Source organism: Lentzea xerophila, assembly GCF_051094245.1.
GTDB classification, from domain to species: domain Bacteria; phylum Actinomycetota; class Actinomycetes; order Mycobacteriales; family Pseudonocardiaceae; genus Lentzea; species Lentzea xerophila.
Map to the genome: position 1 here is coordinate 8,510,741 of NZ_CP194934.1, position 16,429 is coordinate 8,527,169.

General features: G+C 68.8%; 13 protein-coding genes. 1 reads left to right on the top strand and 12 read right to left on the bottom strand.

The window, feature by feature from the left end:
* Positions 1 to 65 precede the first annotated feature (65 nt).
* The 5 genes from ACRSBM_RS40885 to ACRSBM_RS40905 form a co-directional block, all read right to left on the bottom strand.
* Positions 66 to 908 carry a septum formation family protein gene (locus ACRSBM_RS40885; RefSeq protein ID WP_434452067.1) on the bottom strand — a complete coding sequence of 281 codons (843 nt, stop codon included), beginning with the start codon at positions 906 to 908 and terminating at the stop codon, positions 66 to 68.
* A complete protein-coding gene (locus ACRSBM_RS40890) occupies positions 905 to 2,152 on the bottom strand; it encodes a hypothetical protein (RefSeq protein WP_434452068.1) in 1,248 nt (415 codons plus the stop codon). The genes ACRSBM_RS40885 and ACRSBM_RS40890 overlap by 4 nt, the downstream gene beginning before the upstream one ends.
* A gap of 70 nt (positions 2,153 to 2,222) precedes the next feature.
* Positions 2,223 to 3,857: a monocarboxylate uptake permease MctP gene (mctP, locus tag ACRSBM_RS40895; RefSeq protein WP_434452069.1), complete on the bottom strand. Its 1,635-nt coding sequence runs from the start codon at positions 3,855 to 3,857 to the stop codon at positions 2,223 to 2,225.
* A complete protein-coding gene (locus tag ACRSBM_RS40900; RefSeq protein ID WP_434452070.1) occupies positions 3,857 to 4,123 on the bottom strand; it encodes a DUF3311 domain-containing protein in 267 nt (88 codons plus the stop codon). The genes mctP and ACRSBM_RS40900 overlap by 1 nt, the downstream gene beginning before the upstream one ends.
* A gap of 82 nt (positions 4,124 to 4,205) precedes the next feature.
* Positions 4,206 to 4,916 (bottom strand): GntR family transcriptional regulator, encoded by a 711-nt coding sequence (locus ACRSBM_RS40905; protein ID WP_434452071.1) that lies wholly within the window; start codon positions 4,914 to 4,916, stop codon positions 4,206 to 4,208.
* 97 nt (positions 4,917 to 5,013) lie between these two features.
* Here ACRSBM_RS40905 and ACRSBM_RS40910 point away from each other — a divergent pair, with 97 nt between their 5' ends.
* Complete coding sequence (locus ACRSBM_RS40910; protein ID WP_434452072.1) at positions 5,014 to 5,793, top strand: LamB/YcsF family protein; 780 nt, start codon at positions 5,014 to 5,016, stop codon at positions 5,791 to 5,793.
* 20 nt (positions 5,794 to 5,813) lie between these two features.
* Here ACRSBM_RS40910 and ACRSBM_RS40915 read toward each other — a convergent pair whose 3' ends face one another.
* The 7 genes from ACRSBM_RS40915 to ACRSBM_RS40945 form a co-directional block, all read right to left on the bottom strand.
* Positions 5,814 to 6,704: an ROK family protein gene (locus tag ACRSBM_RS40915; RefSeq protein WP_434452073.1), complete on the bottom strand. Its 891-nt coding sequence runs from the start codon at positions 6,702 to 6,704 to the stop codon at positions 5,814 to 5,816.
* An 11-nt stretch (positions 6,705 to 6,715) separates the two neighbouring features.
* Positions 6,716 to 8,884 (bottom strand): hypothetical protein, encoded by a 2,169-nt coding sequence (locus tag ACRSBM_RS40920; protein ID WP_434452074.1) that lies wholly within the window; start codon positions 8,882 to 8,884, stop codon positions 6,716 to 6,718.
* A gap of 53 nt (positions 8,885 to 8,937) precedes the next feature.
* Positions 8,938 to 11,046 carry a hypothetical protein gene (locus ACRSBM_RS40925; RefSeq protein WP_434452075.1) on the bottom strand — a complete coding sequence of 703 codons (2,109 nt, stop codon included), beginning with the start codon at positions 11,044 to 11,046 and terminating at the stop codon, positions 8,938 to 8,940.
* A 5-nt stretch (positions 11,047 to 11,051) separates the two neighbouring features.
* Positions 11,052 to 11,819, bottom strand: coding sequence for an amino acid ABC transporter ATP-binding protein (locus ACRSBM_RS40930; protein WP_434452076.1), 768 nt, complete (start codon positions 11,817 to 11,819; stop codon positions 11,052 to 11,054).
* Positions 11,816 to 12,613: an amino acid ABC transporter permease gene (locus ACRSBM_RS40935; RefSeq protein ID WP_434452077.1), complete on the bottom strand. Its 798-nt coding sequence runs from the start codon at positions 12,611 to 12,613 to the stop codon at positions 11,816 to 11,818. The genes ACRSBM_RS40930 and ACRSBM_RS40935 overlap by 4 nt, the downstream gene beginning before the upstream one ends.
* Positions 12,614 to 12,685: 72 nt before the next feature.
* Complete coding sequence (locus ACRSBM_RS40940; RefSeq protein ID WP_434452078.1) at positions 12,686 to 13,504, bottom strand: basic amino acid ABC transporter substrate-binding protein; 819 nt, start codon at positions 13,502 to 13,504, stop codon at positions 12,686 to 12,688.
* 241 nt (positions 13,505 to 13,745) lie between these two features.
* Positions 13,746 to 16,400, bottom strand: a complete 2,655-nt coding sequence (locus ACRSBM_RS40945; protein WP_434452079.1) for an MGH1-like glycoside hydrolase domain-containing protein — start codon at positions 16,398 to 16,400, stop codon at positions 13,746 to 13,748.
* Positions 16,401 to 16,429: the final 29 nt, after the last annotated feature.

The following is a 16,429-nucleotide window of genomic DNA, read 5'->3' on the forward strand; positions in this document are numbered from 1 at the left end:
AGGTTGTGGATAGCTGTGGACAAGCCTGGGGAGTTCTCCACAGCCGGTGGGTCGCGATCGCCGGATCAGTTCGGCAGCGGGTTGTCGCGGATGCCGAAGAGGGTGCTGCTGAAGGTCTTCGTGGCCTCCGCGTAGCAGACGGCGTTGGTCCAACCCTCTGACCAGGCCTGGGAACCGGGGTTCCGCCACGCCGGGAACACGTCCGTGCGCTTGGTCGAACCCAGGTAGTGGTGCACGGCCTTGGTGCACTTCTCGCTCGCGATCGAGTTCATCTGCTCCTTGGACGGAGCGGGGTCGGTCGACCTGCCGAGGGACACGACACCGGCGGGCACTGCCTCCGCCAGGTGCGAGGTGTTGCAGGGGACGACCTTGACCTCCTGGTCCTTGGACGGCGAACCCTGGGTGCAGGTCTGGAACGTGCTGAAGCCGTCGCCCTTGAGAGCGTCCTTCACGGAACCCTTGCGCGCCAGTGGCTTCTCGTCCGGGCTGATCTCCACGACGGTGCACAGCCGCCAGCGCTGCCCGTCCTTCCAGCCCTGCTCGTTCGGCCAGAACGCCCAGACCCGCAGGCGCGTCGAGTCCGCGTCCGGGCTGCCCAGGTACTCGTTGAGCGTCTGGCGGCACGGCGGGAGCGCCGCCTTGCGCAGCGCCTGCGTGTCCGGGTAGGTCGTGGGCAGGCCGGTGAGCTCACCGACGCTCATGACCTCGGCCTCGTGCGACTCGGTGCACTGCAACACCAACAGCCTGTCGGCGTTCATGCACTGACCCGCCTTGGGCAGCGTGGGTGCGGCGGCGGAGGCGGTGGACGGCAGCGGTCCCGGGACCGCCTGCCCTCCCAGTTGAATCGTGCACGCGGACAGCGTCAACGTGCTCAGGACAATTGCCACCGCCAGCCGCACACGAGTCACACCACAGAGACTAGGGCCTTCACCTGATCGGCGATGTCCCGGCGCTGCTTTTCGAAGGCCGCATCGGTCAGCGCGGCCGGGTCGGCGGGCTGCCCGAGCACCGGAGTGTGCAGGTGTCCGCCGAGGACATTCGTTGCGCCGTAACCGATTCGCAGCCGGTTGGCCCGGTACATGCTCTCGTTGGAGAGGTAGTCACCGCCACTGCCGGAGGCCGCGACCCTGCCGGGAGTCGGCTCGTCCGTGCGGCAGGACTGCTGCGAGCCGACGACGACCCACTCGCAGAAGCTCCGGTTCAGCGCCACGGTGAACGGGCCGGTACCCGCGTCGATCATCTTCTGGAACGGCAGACTCGTCTCGATGAACTCGTTCGCCGGCTGCGGCCAGCCCGCGGCGTTGGGCACGCTGCCGTACGAGCCGATGTTGTTGTTGTCCGCGAAGCCACCGCGCCAGCGCGCCGCCCACCGCTCGATGTCGAACCGGCCGGGCCGACCCTGGCTGATCGTCACGAACGCGTCTGGCTTCTGCTGCAACGCGGACCCGTAGAACTGCTCGACGATCCCCTCGTCGAACCCGCCCCACAGCACCGGGAGCACGGAGGCCTGCAGCACGACCTTGCCGGTCGGCGTGTCGATCTCGCGGCCGTCGAGCTGCAGCGCCGCCGCACCGGCCGGGTTGGCACGCCGCACGTTCGTGCCGGTGAGCTGGAACGGGTCGAAGCCGGTGACCGCGACTCTGCGCACGCCGGGCGTGGCCGGGAAGGCCGAGTCGCTGAGTCCGCGGGAGGCCCAGTCGAACTGCTGGATGAGCTTCGCGCGGTCGTTCGGCGGCAGGGCGAACCGCGGCGTCCACTGGCGCAACGCGGCGCTGAGCCGCAGCCGCGCCCAGTAGAGCGGACGGTCGTCGTAGGCGTCGTGTGCCAGGGGTTGTGTGCTTTGGGCGCGGGCGACAGCGGCCTTCCACAGCGCGTTGCCCTCGCGTTCCACGAACTGCTTCGCCTGCTTCGGCACGACCTGCCGGCAGAGCTTGGCGGTGAAGTCCGTGACGCGGGCGTCGAACCCGGCGAGCTCGACGAGCGCGGGGCCGACAGCGGGGCCGCCCGTGACGAGCGTGTCGTCGAGCCGCTGCTCCTCGACGGTGAGCGGCACGGTGGTGTCGTAGCAGTTCGAGTCCTGCGCGTGCGCGAGGGCAGGACTCAGGGTGAGGGCGAGCGCGGTCAGTCCGACCAGTCCGGCGATGGTTTTCACGTCTTCGATCTCAACGGAAGAGGGCCACCCGCCGTAACCGGCGGGTGGCCCATTGTATTAACGCAGTGTCTCAGTGGGCAGCCACGGGCTTGACGCGCGGGTTGTCCTCGTCGACGTGGTAGTCGGACGGATCGGTCTGGTCCGTGCCGTTGAACATCTTGGCCTTCTTGGCGATCAGCGTGACGATGACGGCGAAGATCAGGTTGACCGCCAGCGCGACGATGCCGACGTAGATCGTCATGGCCGAGTCGCCGAACGGGTGCCAGCCGAAGATCGACAGCTTGCCGAGCGGCAGTGCCGACCCGGCGAAGTGTGCCTTGCCGATGGCCGGGTTGCCGATGTTGTAGAGCAGCCACATGCCGTAGCCCATACCGGCGATCCAGCCGGCGATCAGGCCGTACACGTGGAACCAGCGCGTGTACAGCGCGATCGCGACCGCCGGCAGCGTCTGCAGGATCATGACGCCACCGATGAGCTGCAGGTCGATGGAGAACTGCGGGTCGACGAACACGATGAACGCGACCGCGCCGAACTTCACCACGAGGCTCGCGAGCTTGGCCTGCTTGGCCTCCTGCGCCGGGGTCGCCCCCTTGTGGATGTACTCCTTGTAGACGTTGCGCGTCCACAGGTTCGCCGCCGCGATCGACATGATCGCCGCCGGCACCAGCGCGCCGATGCCGATGGCCGCGAACGCGATGCCGGCGAACCACGACGGGAAGTTCGCACCGAAGAGCTCGGGCACGATCGTGTTGGTGTCGGGACGGCCGGTCGCCTGGTTGACGATCGGCTTGGTGCCCGCGCTGATCGCGACGTAGCCGAGCAGCGCCAGCAGGCCCAGCACCAGCGAGTACGCCGGCAGCGCGACCATGTTGCGCTTGATGACGTTGCGCCCGCGGCTGGCCAGGATGCCGGTCAGCGAGTGCGGGTAGATGAACAGCGCGAGCGCCGATCCGAGCGCCAGCGTCGCGTACTGCAGCTGGTTGTTGCCGTTGAGCAGGATGCCGTCAGCCGGCGTCGGCGTCGCGTCGAACTTGGCCTGCGCGTCGTTGAAGATCTCGCCCCAGCCGCCGAACTTCGACGGCAGGTAGACGATCGCCACCAGGATGACGATGTAGATCAGGATGTCCTTGACGAACGCGATCAGCGCCGGCGCCCGCAGACCCGACTGGTAGGTGTAGAGCGCGAGGATCACGAACGCGATGAACAGCGGCAGGTGGCCGAGGATGCCGGAACCGTTGAGGCCCATGGACCGCAGCACCGCTTCGAGGCCGACGAGCTGCAGCGCGATGTACGGCATGGTCGCGACGATGCCGGTGATCGCGATCAGCAGCGCCAGCCAGTGCGAGCCGTAGCGGCCCTTCACGAAGTCGGCGGGCGTGACGTAACCGTGCACGCGGCTGACCGACCACATCCGCACCAGCGGCAGGAACACGATCGGGTAGAGGATCACCGTGTACGGCAGGGCGAAGAAGCCCATCGCGCCGGCGCCGAACATCAGGGCGGGCACCGCGACGAAGGTGTAGGCGGTGTAGAGGTCGCCGCCGACCAGGAACCACGTGATCCAGCTGCCGAACTTTCTACCGCCGAGACCCCACTCGTCGAGGTGGTCGAGGGTATCGCCCTTCTGCCACTTCGCTGCGAGGAAGCCCATGACCGTGACCAGCAGGAAGAGGGCGCTGAAGACAATCAGCTCGGTCCACTGCATCAGTTCGCTCCCTCGTCCAGGTCGTCAACGCCGAGCTTGTCCGGCTTGCCGGTGACCACGGGCTGGTCCTTCGTCTTGACGTAGACCAGCCCGACGCAGAGCACGCCGAGCGGGACGAACGCGAACTGGTACCAGTAGAAGAACGGCAGTCCGAAGATCCGGGGCTCGTCCTGGTTGAACCACGGCGTGATGAGCATGAGCAGCGGAACTATCAGCAGCAGGTTCCAGTTGCTCCAGCGCAAGCCGGTCCTGTGATCCGACGGCATGGTGGGCCCTCCGTGTACGCGGTGTTGCGCGGATGTTAGGCCTGATGAAGGGTGCCGTCAGCCTCGTGATCGGAATCGTTGCCTACGACTTAACGTTCTCTTTGGACTGATCCGCCGCAAGACGGCTGACGAGGTCCTGCTCGGCGGCGTCGAAGTACTCGTCGAGCTGTGCGACCGCCTGATCAACCGTTCCCTTGTTCAACAATTCGACGATTTTGCGGTTCCACGGCAGGTAGGTCTGATGAAACGCGTCCACCTCGTGGGCGACGCGGAAGGCGAGCATGAGCTCGGCGAAGAGCCGGTCCGACTCGTCGCTCAGCCGGATGCTGCCCGCGAGCCCGACGATGCCGCGGTGGAACTGGATGTTCGCGCTGCCGGTCTTGCTGAAGTCGTTCTTCTCGGCCCGCGCCACGGCCTGGCGTACCGGCGCCCTGACCGCTTCGCGCTGGGCATCCCCGACGTCGTTCCACAGGCGCAGGGCGCCGCACTCGATCACCCGGCGTGCGGCGTAGAGGTCGCGCACGTCGTCGCCGGTCGGCCGGCGGACGAAGACCCCGCGGCTGTGCTCGTGCACCAGGATCCGGTCACGCGTGAGCAGCCGGAACGCTTCCCTGAGGGTGTTGCGGCTGACGCCCAGCGCCCCGCCGATCGCCTCCTCGCTGAGCCGCAGCCCCGGCTCCAGTTCGCCGTCGAGCACCCGCTCCCGCAGCATGTCGGCGACCTTCTGCGCGGTGCTCGCGCGCTCCAGGTCGGCCTTGCCCTGCGCCAGCGTCGACACCCACGTCTCGGTCACCTCGGCAGTCTATTTGCAGGATCGTTCTATTGCACTATCGTAGAATCGTTCAACAATCCAACGATCTGCGAGGTCGTGAGGGCTGGAGGGGGCGGGCATGGATCTGAACGCGGATCTCGGTGAGGGGTTCGGACACTGGAGGCTGGGCGACGACCGGGCCCTGCTGTCCGTCGTGACCAGCGCGAACATCGCTTGCGGCTACCACGCCGGGGACGCCGACACCATGCGCGAGACCTGCGCGCTGGCCGCTTCCGCTGGTGTCACCGTCGGCGCCCACGTCGGCTACCACGACCTCGCCGGGTTCGGGCGGCGGTTCATCGACGTCTCGCCGGACACGTTGACCAACGAGGTGCTGGCCCAGCTGGGCGCGTTGTCCGCGTTCGCGCGTGCCGCCGGCACTCGGATTTCCTATGTGAAGCCTCACGGCGCGTTGTACAACGCGTTGGTCCGGCACGAGGCTCAGGCTGATGCCGTCGTCGACGCGGTCCGGCTGTTCGATCCCGGGCTCGCCGTGCTCGGGCCGCCGGGGGCCGTGTGGTTGAAGCGCGCCTCGGTGGCCGGGTTGCGGGTGTGGCACGAGGCGTTCGCAGACCGGGCCTACACGGCCGCCGGGACGCTGGTTCCCCGTGGTGAACCGGGGGCTGTGCTGCGGGATCCCGCCGAGATCGCCGCCCGGTGCGTGCAGCTGGCCGTCGAGGGCTGGGTTCGCAGCGTTTCCGGACGGCCAGTGCGGATCGCCGCCGATTCGATCTGCGTGCACGGGGACACGCCTGGCGCGGTGGAGATCGCCCGCGCGGTCCGGGTGGCGCTGGAGGGCGCCGGGGTAGAGATGGGACGAGTCGAGTCGCCGCTGCGGCACACGCGCGTCGCCGGGTGACCGGCGTCTCCTGATGTTGCCTAGCGGACCAGCGCGGCCGCGCCCACCAGGCCTGCCTCACCGCCCAGCCGGGCCGCCCGCACTTCCAGTCCGGCCAGGTACGACAGCCCGGCGTGCGCCTTCAGCGTGCGGCGGACCGGTTCGAACAGCAGCTCACCGGCCTGCGCCACCCCGCCGCCGATGACGGCCAGGTCCAGGTCGCACACCGCCGCAGCGCCCGCGATGGCCATGCCCACCGCCTGGCCCGCTCGGTCGAAGGCGGCCAGCGGGATCTCCTCCCCGGCCAGTGCGGCGGCGGCCAGGTGGGCGGCGTCGGCGTCGTCCGGGGCCTGCCAGCCGGCGCGGCGCGCCCAGTCGACCATGCGAGGGCCGCCCGCCACGGTTTCGGCGCAGCCCCGGCCGCCGCAGGTGCAGGGGTCGCCGTCCGGGTCCACCACGACGTGACCGATGTGGCCCGCGTTGCCCGTCCGGCCGCCGAAGGGACGTCCGTCGAGCACCAGGCCGCCGCCCACGCCGGTGGACACGACCAGGCCGACCATGAACGTGCTGCCCTGGCCCGCGCCTCGCCAGTGTTCGCCGAGGGCCATGCAGACGCCGTCACCCGCCAGCTCCACCCGGAGGCCGGGGAACAGGGAGGCGACCGCGGAGCGGAGGGGGAAGTCCTGCCACGACGGCACGTTGATCGGGGAGACGGTGCCGGCGTGGGTGTCGACCGGTCCCGCCGAGGCGATGCCGACGGCCGAGACCGGCGCGTCCTGGACCACCGCGGAGATCACCGAGACGACGGCGTCCCAGGGGTCGGCGGCCGGCGTGGGGACTCGGGTGGAGCGCACCACGTTGCCGGAGGGGTCCACCAGGGCGGCAGCGATCTTGGTGCCGCCGCAGTCCAGTGCCAGCACGAGATCAGTCACGGGAAGCCATGCTAACCAGCTACTTCCAGGCGGATGGGGGCAGTGGTTCTGACCAGGTCGGCCGCAGCCACGCGGACGACCGCCGACCAGGAGTCCGGCGCGGCCCAGGAGGGCGCCGAGACCGTGAAGTCGAGCGGCAACCGGCCCCGTGCGGGAAGAAGGCCTCCCACGCAGAACGGCCCGACGATCTCCCACGAGGACCGTGGCGACAGCAGCCGTGCCTGAACCGGCAGGTCACCATGGGCACCGGAAGCCAGGACCACCCGCAGCACCGACGACTCCCCGGCGCGCACCGACACCAAAGTCGGTGCCGAGGCCACCCACAGGACCTCGACCGGGTCTTCCGCGTCCCATTCGGGGACGGTGAGCAGCGCGACGTCGTAGACGTCGAACGGCAGGCCCTCCAGCGTGGCACGGATCGGGTGGCACCCGGGGGTGCGCGGCGAAACCAGGCTCACCTCGGCCGCGACGTGGCCGCCCGCGGGGAGGGAGACCGGCAGCGTCTCCCAGGACGCCGACCAGCCGTCGGGCAGCGACAGCCGGACGGTGCCCGTGAACGCGGGGCCGTCCGACACGGCGACCACGCGCAGGCGGGCCGGGCCGAGGACCTCCAGGTGCAGGTTCGCGGGCAGGCCGCCGAGCGGTGCGGGTTCGTGCAGCCAGTAGCGCGCGAAGACCGGGGTCACGGCGGGGCGGACGGGTCCGAGCGGCGGTCCGGCCAGCGAGAGCCGGGAGGGGACGGACGGCAGGGTGCCGGCCGGGGGAGTTCGCGCGCCGAGCACGCCGACCAGCGGTGACGGGTCGAGGTGGTCGACGTCGTTCCACAGCGCGACGGTCGTGGAGCCGACCATCTTCTCGCCGACCTCGCTGTGCCAGACGCTCACCGGGCCGATCAGGTGAGGCGCCGGGAGAACCGGGCCGTCCACGGCGACGAGGGAGGCGATCGGGTCGTACGACAGGGCGAAGTGAGTGGACGCGATCTCCGTGCCGCCGCCGCGTTTCCAGCCGTGGTCGATGTCGTCCTCGACCAACGTGTAGGTGCGCCAACCATGTGCCGGCACGTCGCGCGCCAGGAACGTCACGGTCACGCCGTCCACCAACGTCGGCAGCACGGACCCCTCAGACTCCACGTGCACGTTGCGAGCGGAAGGAAGGTGCACGGACACGATGTCGGTGCACGGCGCGGACAACGGGTTCCAGACGACGACCGACGAGTCCATAGTGGACGTCAGGGCGGCGAGTGAGCGCGAGATGACCTCGGACCGCAGGTCGAAGGCTTCCCGCGGGTGCGCGTGGGCGGCGCGCGCGAGGGCGGCGGTGGGAAAGGTGGCGCCGGTCAGCCGGGACGCGTGCGAGGCGAACACGGCGGCGGGTGAGTCGTCCTCCGGAGCGCGCGGTACTGGCACGGAGCTCCGCACGTAGTAGTCGCGCGGCAACGAGCAGATGACTCGTGGCCACGTGTAGCGCGCGCTCCAGTCGTGGTGGATCGCGGTCACCCACGGGTTCGGAGCGGAACGGGCGTCCCCGACCGGCAGCATCACGTGCGGCGCCGAAGCCGAGTCCCGCAGCTCCAGGAACGAGGCGTAGACCGAGCGCTCGGCCTCCCCCAGCGAAGCAGCCGTCAGCGAGGAACCGGAAGGCAGCGCCGAGAGCAACGGCCGCACACCGACCACATTGGACTCCAAGCCGACGACCTCGACGCGGCCCTCGGCGATCAGCCGCAGCAGCAGCGAGCGGTGCTGCGGGAACGTGTCCCAGTAGGGCTGCACCAGCTCGGCCGACGTCACGGCGAACCGGTAGGCGAGGTCGGTCAGCGCCAGGTCCAGGTGAGCCCGCAAGGCAGAAAAGGGCGCATCGCCCGCCACGTGCGCGACGAGGTGCACCGTCCACCCCGGCGAGCCCACGACCAGCGAGAACGCGCACTGTTCCGTGCCGGCCGCGGACCGCACGACGACCTGGGCGGGCACCACGGCGCCGGGCGGGTGCTCGGAGACGTCGACGGCGACCTCGTAGCCGAACGGGCCCTCCGCCAGCGGACAGCCGTGCCGCGGCGAGTGCAGGCCGCGGCCGCGGACGTGCGCGTGCACCGGTCCCGCCAGGGTGGGCGAGGTCAACCGCACCACCTGCAGCAACGCGGTCCGAGGTCCGACGAACAGCTCGGTGGACTCGGCAGCGATCACCCGAGCATCGCACCATCGTTCCGCACCGGACGAAATACCACGATGGTGGCGTTCTACCGCTTCAGCATCCGGGTCAGACCAGCGGCGACGGTCGTCGCCAGCACCCAGCCCGACACGATCAGCCCCGACGCGATCCACTGCGACGCGCCCGACGTCTGCCAGCGGTTCTTGTTGCCGAAGTCGACGATCGGCACGACCAGGTCGATCGTGTAGAGCCACGCGTTCCAGTGCAGGTGGTCGTCGGCGTTGATCTCGTCCAACCGTCCGTTGACGTGGAACCAGATGCTGCCGGCGGCCCACGCCGCGATCAGCCACCCCAGTGCGCGCGCGGGGCGGTAGCCGTAGCCGACCATCGAGCGCTGCAGGAAGCTCCACAGCAGCACCAGCGGGCCGAAGAACCGCATGCCCTCGGCGACCGCGCGGTACCGCAGGCGTTGCTTCTCGATCAGCACCGTGGAGGCGTGCTCCTCGTTGCCCGCCGCGGTCAGCATCTCGGCGAACTGGTCGTACGGGCGCGGGCGGTAGCTGCGCCGCATCGCCTGCCGCAGCCAGCGCAACCGTTGCTGCACCTGATCGTCGTCGCGCAGGTCGATCGGGTAGGCGAGCGAGTCGTAGCGGAAGTCGTCGAGGTCGATGAAACCGGTGGCGTTCCAGAAGTTCTCGTTGTCGTCCAACGACGTGCAGCGCGCCTGCCGCAGCGTCACCAGGCCCTTGGGCGGCGACACGACGTTGAGCATCAGCTCCTGCACCTGCATGCCCATCGCGTTCAAGGCGTGGCTGTCCAGTTTGTAGCCGAGCACCGCGCCGTTGAAGTTCGCCATGCGGCCGATCACCGCGCGCCGGCACCGCACACCGCCGTGCGCGACGAACTCCTTGTCGCCGCGCGCGCAGATGAGGTCGCGGCCGATCATGGCGCCGCCGATGTCGAGCGACGGCTTCTCGCGTGGCTGGTGGCGGTACTTGCCCGGCCTGGTCAGCCGGCTGCCGCGCAGGTCGAGGTTCGCGCCGACGGTGATGCCGCGCAGCTCCAGGCCGCCGGAGACGTCCGACTCGCGCACCACGAAGTTGCTGCCGATCTGCGAGCGGTTGGCCAGCACGGCGTCGGCGGCCGGATTGTCCACAGTGGCCCGTTCGATCGTGATGCTGCCACGCACGTGCGTGTCGACCATGCGCAGCTGACCCTTGATCTGCACGTGCCGCCCGACGACGTCGCCGCCGATCTCCGCGCCGTCGACGTGCAGCGCGCGGCCCGAACCGGTCGGGTCGTTGCCGACGGCGGGCGGCGACACGGCGTCCAGCACGGCGTCCGCCAGCGAGAACGTGCCGCCGATCTTCGCGTTCACCGCGCGGATGGTGCCCTGGCTGGTGAAACCGCGGTCCAGCTCCAGGTCGCCGGAGACGTCCACGCGGTCGAGGAAGAGCGTCGCGGACGGGTCCGCGTGCGGGTCGTTGGTTTCACGGAAGTCCGAACCGCGCGAAAGCGTGGCGCCGCTGAGCGACAGCGTGGAGCTGATGCGGGCGTTGGCGAGGAACACCACGCCGTGCGAGGTGAACGCGCCGAGCAGGTTGCCGCCGACCTGCATGCCGTTGCCGTTCAACGTGAAGCCGTCGGCGTTCCGCAGCACCGAGCTGCCGAGGTTGACGTTGCCGCCGATGCGCGCGCCCGCGAGCCGCACCTCACCCTCGGTGTGGATGCCGAACCCGAGCAGCGCGCCCGCGACCGTCAGCCGGTCACCGTGCACGCACAGTCCGCCCGGCACGCTGAACCTGCTGTCCCGCAACAACACCGAGCCCGCGATCTCGGCGTCGGTGAGGTCGGTGAGCCCGGTGACGCGGCAGCCGAGCAGCGAGACGTCGTTGCTGCTGCTCAGGTTGCGCGCCTCGAGACCCGGCAGGTCGCAGTCGGCGAACGAGATGCCGGCGAGGTTCGCCTGCCGCAGGTCCGGCGCGGCCTCGAACTGGCAGCGCTCGAACTCCAGCACGTACGGCACCTCGACCGCGCGCAGGTCGAGCACGTCGGTGATTACGCGGTCCACCACGCGGATGACGGGCGGGGTGCTCGGCTTGCGCCGCGGCAACCTCCACCCGCCACCACCGGAACTGTCGTTCTCCCCCAACAGCCCCCGCAGCACGTCCGCCGCGGCGACTTTCCCCCTCGCCACGCGACCTAGACCGGGTCGCTCGGGCCGTGGTGCGTCGGGTCGAGCACGCGGGCCAGGAACTCCTGGGTGCGCGGTTCCCGCGGGTTGCCGATCACGTCGGCCGCCGGGCCCTCCTCGACGATGTAGCCGCCGTCCATGAAGATCACCTTGTCGGCGACCTCGCGGGCGAACTGCATCTCGTGCGTCACGACCAGCATCGTCATGCCCTCGTCGGCGAGCTGGCGCATCACGCCGAGCACGTCACCGACGAGCTCGGGGTCGAGCGCCGAGGTCGGCTCGTCGAACAGCATCACCTCGGGGTCCATCGACAGCGCGCGGGCGATCGCCGCGCGCTGCTGCTGGCCACCGGAGAGCTGCGCGGGCATGGCGTTCGCCTTCTCCGTCAACCCCACGCGCTCCAGGTTGCGCAGCGCGATCTGCTGCGCTTCCTTCTCGCTGCGCTTGAGCACCTTGCGCTGCGCGACGGTGAGGTTGTTCAGCACGCTCAGGTGTGCGAACAGGTTGAACGACTGGAAGACCATGCCGATCTTCGTGCGCGCCCGGTCGATGTCGACGTCCGGGTCGGTCAGCTCGACGCCGTTGACGACGATCTTGCCGCCGTTCGGCTCCTCCAGCAGGTTCACGCAGCGCAGCAACGTCGACTTGCCGGAACCGGACGGGCCGATGATGCAGACCACGTCACCGCGGTTGACCGTGACGTCGATGCCCTTGAGGACGTCCAACGAGCCGAACGACTTCTTCAGCCCGGTGATCTCAACGGAAATCTCGCTCACAGGACGGACACCTTCTTTCCGCCGGAGCGGCGCTCCAGGTACCTCGACAGGTGCCCGAGCGGCAACGTGATGATCAGGTAGCAGAGACCGACGACGAGGATCGGGGTGAGCGACGGGCTGCGGCTCAGCGTCTCCCGCCCGAACTTCGTGAGCTCGTACTGGTCACGGGCCAGACCGATGATGTAGATCAGCGAGGAGTCCTTGGTCAGCAGGATCAGCTCGTTGGTCAGCGGCGGCAGGATGATCCGGAAGGCCTGCGGGATCACGATGGTGATCATCGCGCGGCCCTGGGACATGCCCAGCGAACGCGCCGCTTCGACCTGCCCCTTCGGCACGGCCTGGAGGCCGGCGCGGATGGTCTCGGCGATGTAGGCGGCGCCGACGATGCCGAGCGCCAGCATGACCGTGGAGTAGATGTCGAACTGGATCTGGAACGCGAGCGGCACGCCGTACGCGAGGCCGATGAACACCAGCAGTGCCGGAATGCCGCGGAAGAACTCGATGTAGATCGTCGCGATCCAGCGGTACGGCGCGATCGACGAGAGCTTCATCAGCGCGAGGACCAGGCCCAGCGCGAGGCCGAACGCGAAGCCGAGCGCCGTGTAGATGAGGGTGTTCTTCAACGCGACGGTGATGACGTTGGGGAGCATTTCCCCCATCGTCTCGAAGTTGAAGAACGCCGTGCGGATCTGTTCCCAGTCGGCGAGGAACGCGATCACGACGGCGATGAGGACGAGCAGCGTGTACTGCGAGTACCGGAAGTATTCGGCCCGCTTGCGCTTCGACAGCGCCATTCTGTGACTCCTAGCGGATGTGGTTCGGACGCGAACGGGGCGGCGTCCTCCGCCGCCCCGTTCGTTCGAGAGCTACTTCTTCTCCGGCTTCTTGCCGAACCACTTCTCGTAGATCGTGTCGTACTCGCCGCTTTCCTTGGCCTTCTTCAGGACGGCGTTGATCTTCTCCAGCAGAGCGGTGTTGCCCTTCTTGACACCGATGCCGTACTGCTCGTTCGTGTCGAACTCGGCGGAGACCTGGGTGTCCGGGAACTCCTTGGCGTAGTCGAGGAGCACGCCGTTGTCGTTGATCGCGGCGTCGACGGCGCCGGTGCGCACGGCGGTCTCCATCAGCGGGAGGTCCTCGAACTGGATGACCTCGTAGCCGTTGGCGGCCTTGTTGTCGTTCGCGTAGATCTCACCGGTGGTGTCCTGCTGGACGCCGATCTTCTTGCCCCGGAGGTCCGCCAGCGACTTGATCGGCGAGTCCTTCTTGACCAGCAGGGCCTGCGTCGCCTCGAAGTAGGGGTCGGAGAAGTCCATCCCCTGCTTGCGCTCTTCCTTGATGGTCATGCCGGCGGCGGCGAGGTCGCACTGGTTCGCGTTGAAGCTCGCGCCGGAGGTGATCGTCTCGAACTGGGTGTCGAAGATCTCCTGCTCGACACCGAGGTCCTTGGCGATCAGGTTGACCAGATCGACGTCGAAGCCGACGGTCTTGTCGCCGTCGGTGTACTGGAACGGCTTGTACGACAGGTGGGTGCAGGTGACAAGCTTGCCTTCCTTGACAAGCTTGATCCCACCGTCGGTGGTGCCACCGCCGCTGTTGGTGCTCGTCGCGCATCCGGCGAGCGCGGTCAGCGCAAGGGCCGCTGCGGGCAGTAGGGCGAGCACGTGCCTGGGTCGACGAGCCACTGCGTCACTCCTCGTAACTGTTGCGGACGAGTGAACGGGATCCTGCCACCCGGGTGACGTGGTGGACAGCACGTGGGTGTTACAGGCCACTGCCTTGCAATGATTTTGCGTCAAATCGGGCGATTGGGCACAGAATCTTGTGCCATTTGGGTCAGATCACACAACGTCTTCACGTATTGCACACGAATGATAACCATCTGCGAGCGCGTCCTTGATCAGGATTTGATCACGACAGCGCTGCTCAGCGCCTGCGCTCGGCCATCAGGCCCGCCACCAGGGCCGTCCAGCCGGTCTGGTGGGTCGCCCCGAGCCCTTCGCCCGTGTCGCCGTCGAAGTACTCGCTGAACGTGACGTGACTGCGCCAAAGCGGTGACTCGGAGGCCTCGATCCGCTTGCCGTCCGACGGCCTGCGCCCGTCGTGGTCGGGCAGGAACAGCCCGACGAGCCGGTCGCTCAGCTCGTCCGCCACCTGGCCCGCGGTGACCCAGCGACCCGAGTGCGTCGGCATCTCGACCTGGAACATGCCGTCGTGGAACGCGCAGACCGTGCGCAGCGCCTCCACGAGCAGGGCGTTCGTCGGCAGCCAGACCGGGCCGCGCCAGTTCGAGTTGCCGCCGAACATCGGCGTATGCGACTCGCCCGGCTCGTAGCCCATGCGGTGGTCCTGGCCCGCGACGTTGACCTCCAGGCCCTCGCGGTGGGCCGCACTCAACGAGCGGATGCCGTGCGGCGACAGGAACTCCTGCTCGTCGAGCATCCGGTGTAGCACGCGCTTGAGCTTGTGCTCGTCCAGCAGCGAGACGAACGCGCCGCGCTCGTAGTGGAACGTGATGAACTGCCGCAGCTCCGGCCGGCGCTTGAGCAGGTGCTCCAACCGGCTGGTGAACCCGTGCAGCTCCTCGAGCACCCACGGCTCGAGAACCGCGCTCGCCAGCAACGGGATGAGGCCGACCATCGACCGCACACGCACGGGTTCGGACTCGACGTGGCCGTCCGGGCGGCGGCGCGAGACGCGGTCGTAGCAGAAGCCGTCCTCGTCGTGCCAGATGCCGCCGCCGTGCGACCCGAAGTGCGTGAACGCCTCCGCGATCGACAGGAAGTGCTCGACGAACTTGGTGGCGACGTCCTCGTAGGACTCGTCGCCACGCGCCAGCTCCAGCGCGATCTGCATGAGGTGCAGGCTGTACGAGGCCATCCACGACGTGGCGTCGGACTGCTCCAGCCGCCACTCACCGAGCATCGGCTCCGACCGGTTGACCGGCCCGATGTTGTCCATGCCGAGGAACCCGCCCTCGAACAGGTAGCTGCCGTCGGCGTCCTTGCGGTTCACCCACCAGGAGAAGTTGAGCAGCAGCTTGTGGAAGATCCTGGCGAGGAACTGCCGGTCCCTGCTGCCGTCCGCGCGGTAGACCTGCAACGCCGCCCACGCGTGCACGGGCGGGTTGACGTCGCCGAACTCCCACTCGTAGGCGGGAATCTGGCCGTTCGGGTGCATCATCCACTCACGGCAGAACAGCAGCAGTTGCTCCTTGGCGAACGCGGGGTCGACCAGCGTGAACGGGATCGTGTGGAACGCGAGGTCCCACGCCGCGAACCACGGGTACTCCCACTCGTCCGGCATGGAGATCACGTCGGCGACGTCGAGGTGCCGCCAGTGCACGTTGCGCGCCTCGGGCGTACGTCTCGAGCTGGGCGCCTCGGGCTTCGTCGGGTCGCCGTCGAGCCAGTCACGCGTGCGGAACCGGTAGTGCTGCTTCGTCCACATCAGCCCGGCCAGCGCGCGCCGCAGCACGTGCTTCTCCTCGGGACTGGTCTGCGGCGCGACGGCGTCGTGGAACTCGTCCGCTTCGAGCCGGCGGGCGGTCATGGTCTCCGCGAAGCTCGGCCCGAACGGGTCCAGGTGCCCGTCACCGCCGACGAGCCGCAGCCTGATCGTCACCGTCTCGCCCGGCTCCACCGGGTCGAACGAGTACCAGGCCGCGAACTTGGTGCCCGCCGCGCCCGCGTCGTCCGGCCCGACCACCTGGCACGCGGACGTGCTGCCGCGCACCACGTACTCGCAGATGCCGTCCTTGGTCCACGGCGACGGGTTGTGCCCGGCCCCGAAGAGCGACATCTCGTTGGTCTCGTTGTCCGTCATGAGCATCGACGGCGAGTCGTCCAGATGCAGCGTGTACCGGCCGAGATTGCCGTGGTCAGCCGTGACCTTGCGTCCGGTCGTGGTGCTCGCAACGAGCTGACACGGCCGTTGGTCCCGGCCCCACGCCCATGTGTTGCGGAACCACAGTTGCGGCAGAAGGTGCAACGGCGCGTCCTCAGGCCCGTGATTGGTCGCGCTGATCTCGACGCAGATGTCGTCCGTGTCGGCCTTCGCGTAGGTGACCTGGACGTCGAAGAACCGGTTCTCGTCGAGCACCCCGGTGTCGCTGAGCTCGGGCTCCCGGTTCTCCCGGCCCGCGTTGCGCGCCATCTCCCGCAGCTGCGCGTACGGGAACTCGCGTTGCGGATAGCGGTAGACGACCTGCATCCAGGAGTGGGTGGGCGTCCCGTCGGTCACCCACCAGTGCTCCTTGACGTCCTCACCGTGGTTGCCCTCTTCGTTGGTGAGGCCGAAGTACCGCTCCTTGAGGATCGGGTCCTTGCCGTTCCACAGGGCGAGGGCGAAGTTCATGAAGCCGTGCACGTCGCAGATGCCGGCGATGCCGTCCTCGCCCCAGCGGTAGGCGCGGGAACGGGCGTGGTCGAACGGGAACGACGCCCACGCGTCACCCTCGGGCGAGTAGTCCTCGCGGACCGTGCCCCACTGGCGACCAGACAGGTACGGCCCCCACAGCCGCCACGGCGCAGTCGGTGTGTCCGACTCCGCGAGACGCGCCCGTTCCGTTTGTTCGCCCATCGCCCCAGTGTGGGATACGAGGTCGGACG

What these genes read in the sequence shown, in the direction of transcription:
- ACRSBM_RS40900 (WP_434452070.1), bottom strand. Translation starts at nt 4,123, where the DNA reads ATGCCGTCGGATCACAGGACCGGCTTGCGCTGGAGCAACTGGAACCTG.
- ACRSBM_RS40945 (WP_434452079.1), bottom strand. Translation starts at nt 16,400, where the DNA reads ATGGGCGAACAAACGGAACGGGCGCGTCTCGCGGAGTCGGACACACCG.
- ACRSBM_RS40910 (WP_434452072.1), top strand. Translation starts at nt 5,014, where the DNA reads ATGGATCTGAACGCGGATCTCGGTGAGGGGTTCGGACACTGGAGGCTG.
- ACRSBM_RS40935 (WP_434452077.1), bottom strand. Translation starts at nt 12,613, where the DNA reads ATGGCGCTGTCGAAGCGCAAGCGGGCCGAATACTTCCGGTACTCGCAG.
- mctP (WP_434452069.1), bottom strand. Translation starts at nt 3,857, where the DNA reads ATGCAGTGGACCGAGCTGATTGTCTTCAGCGCCCTCTTCCTGCTGGTC.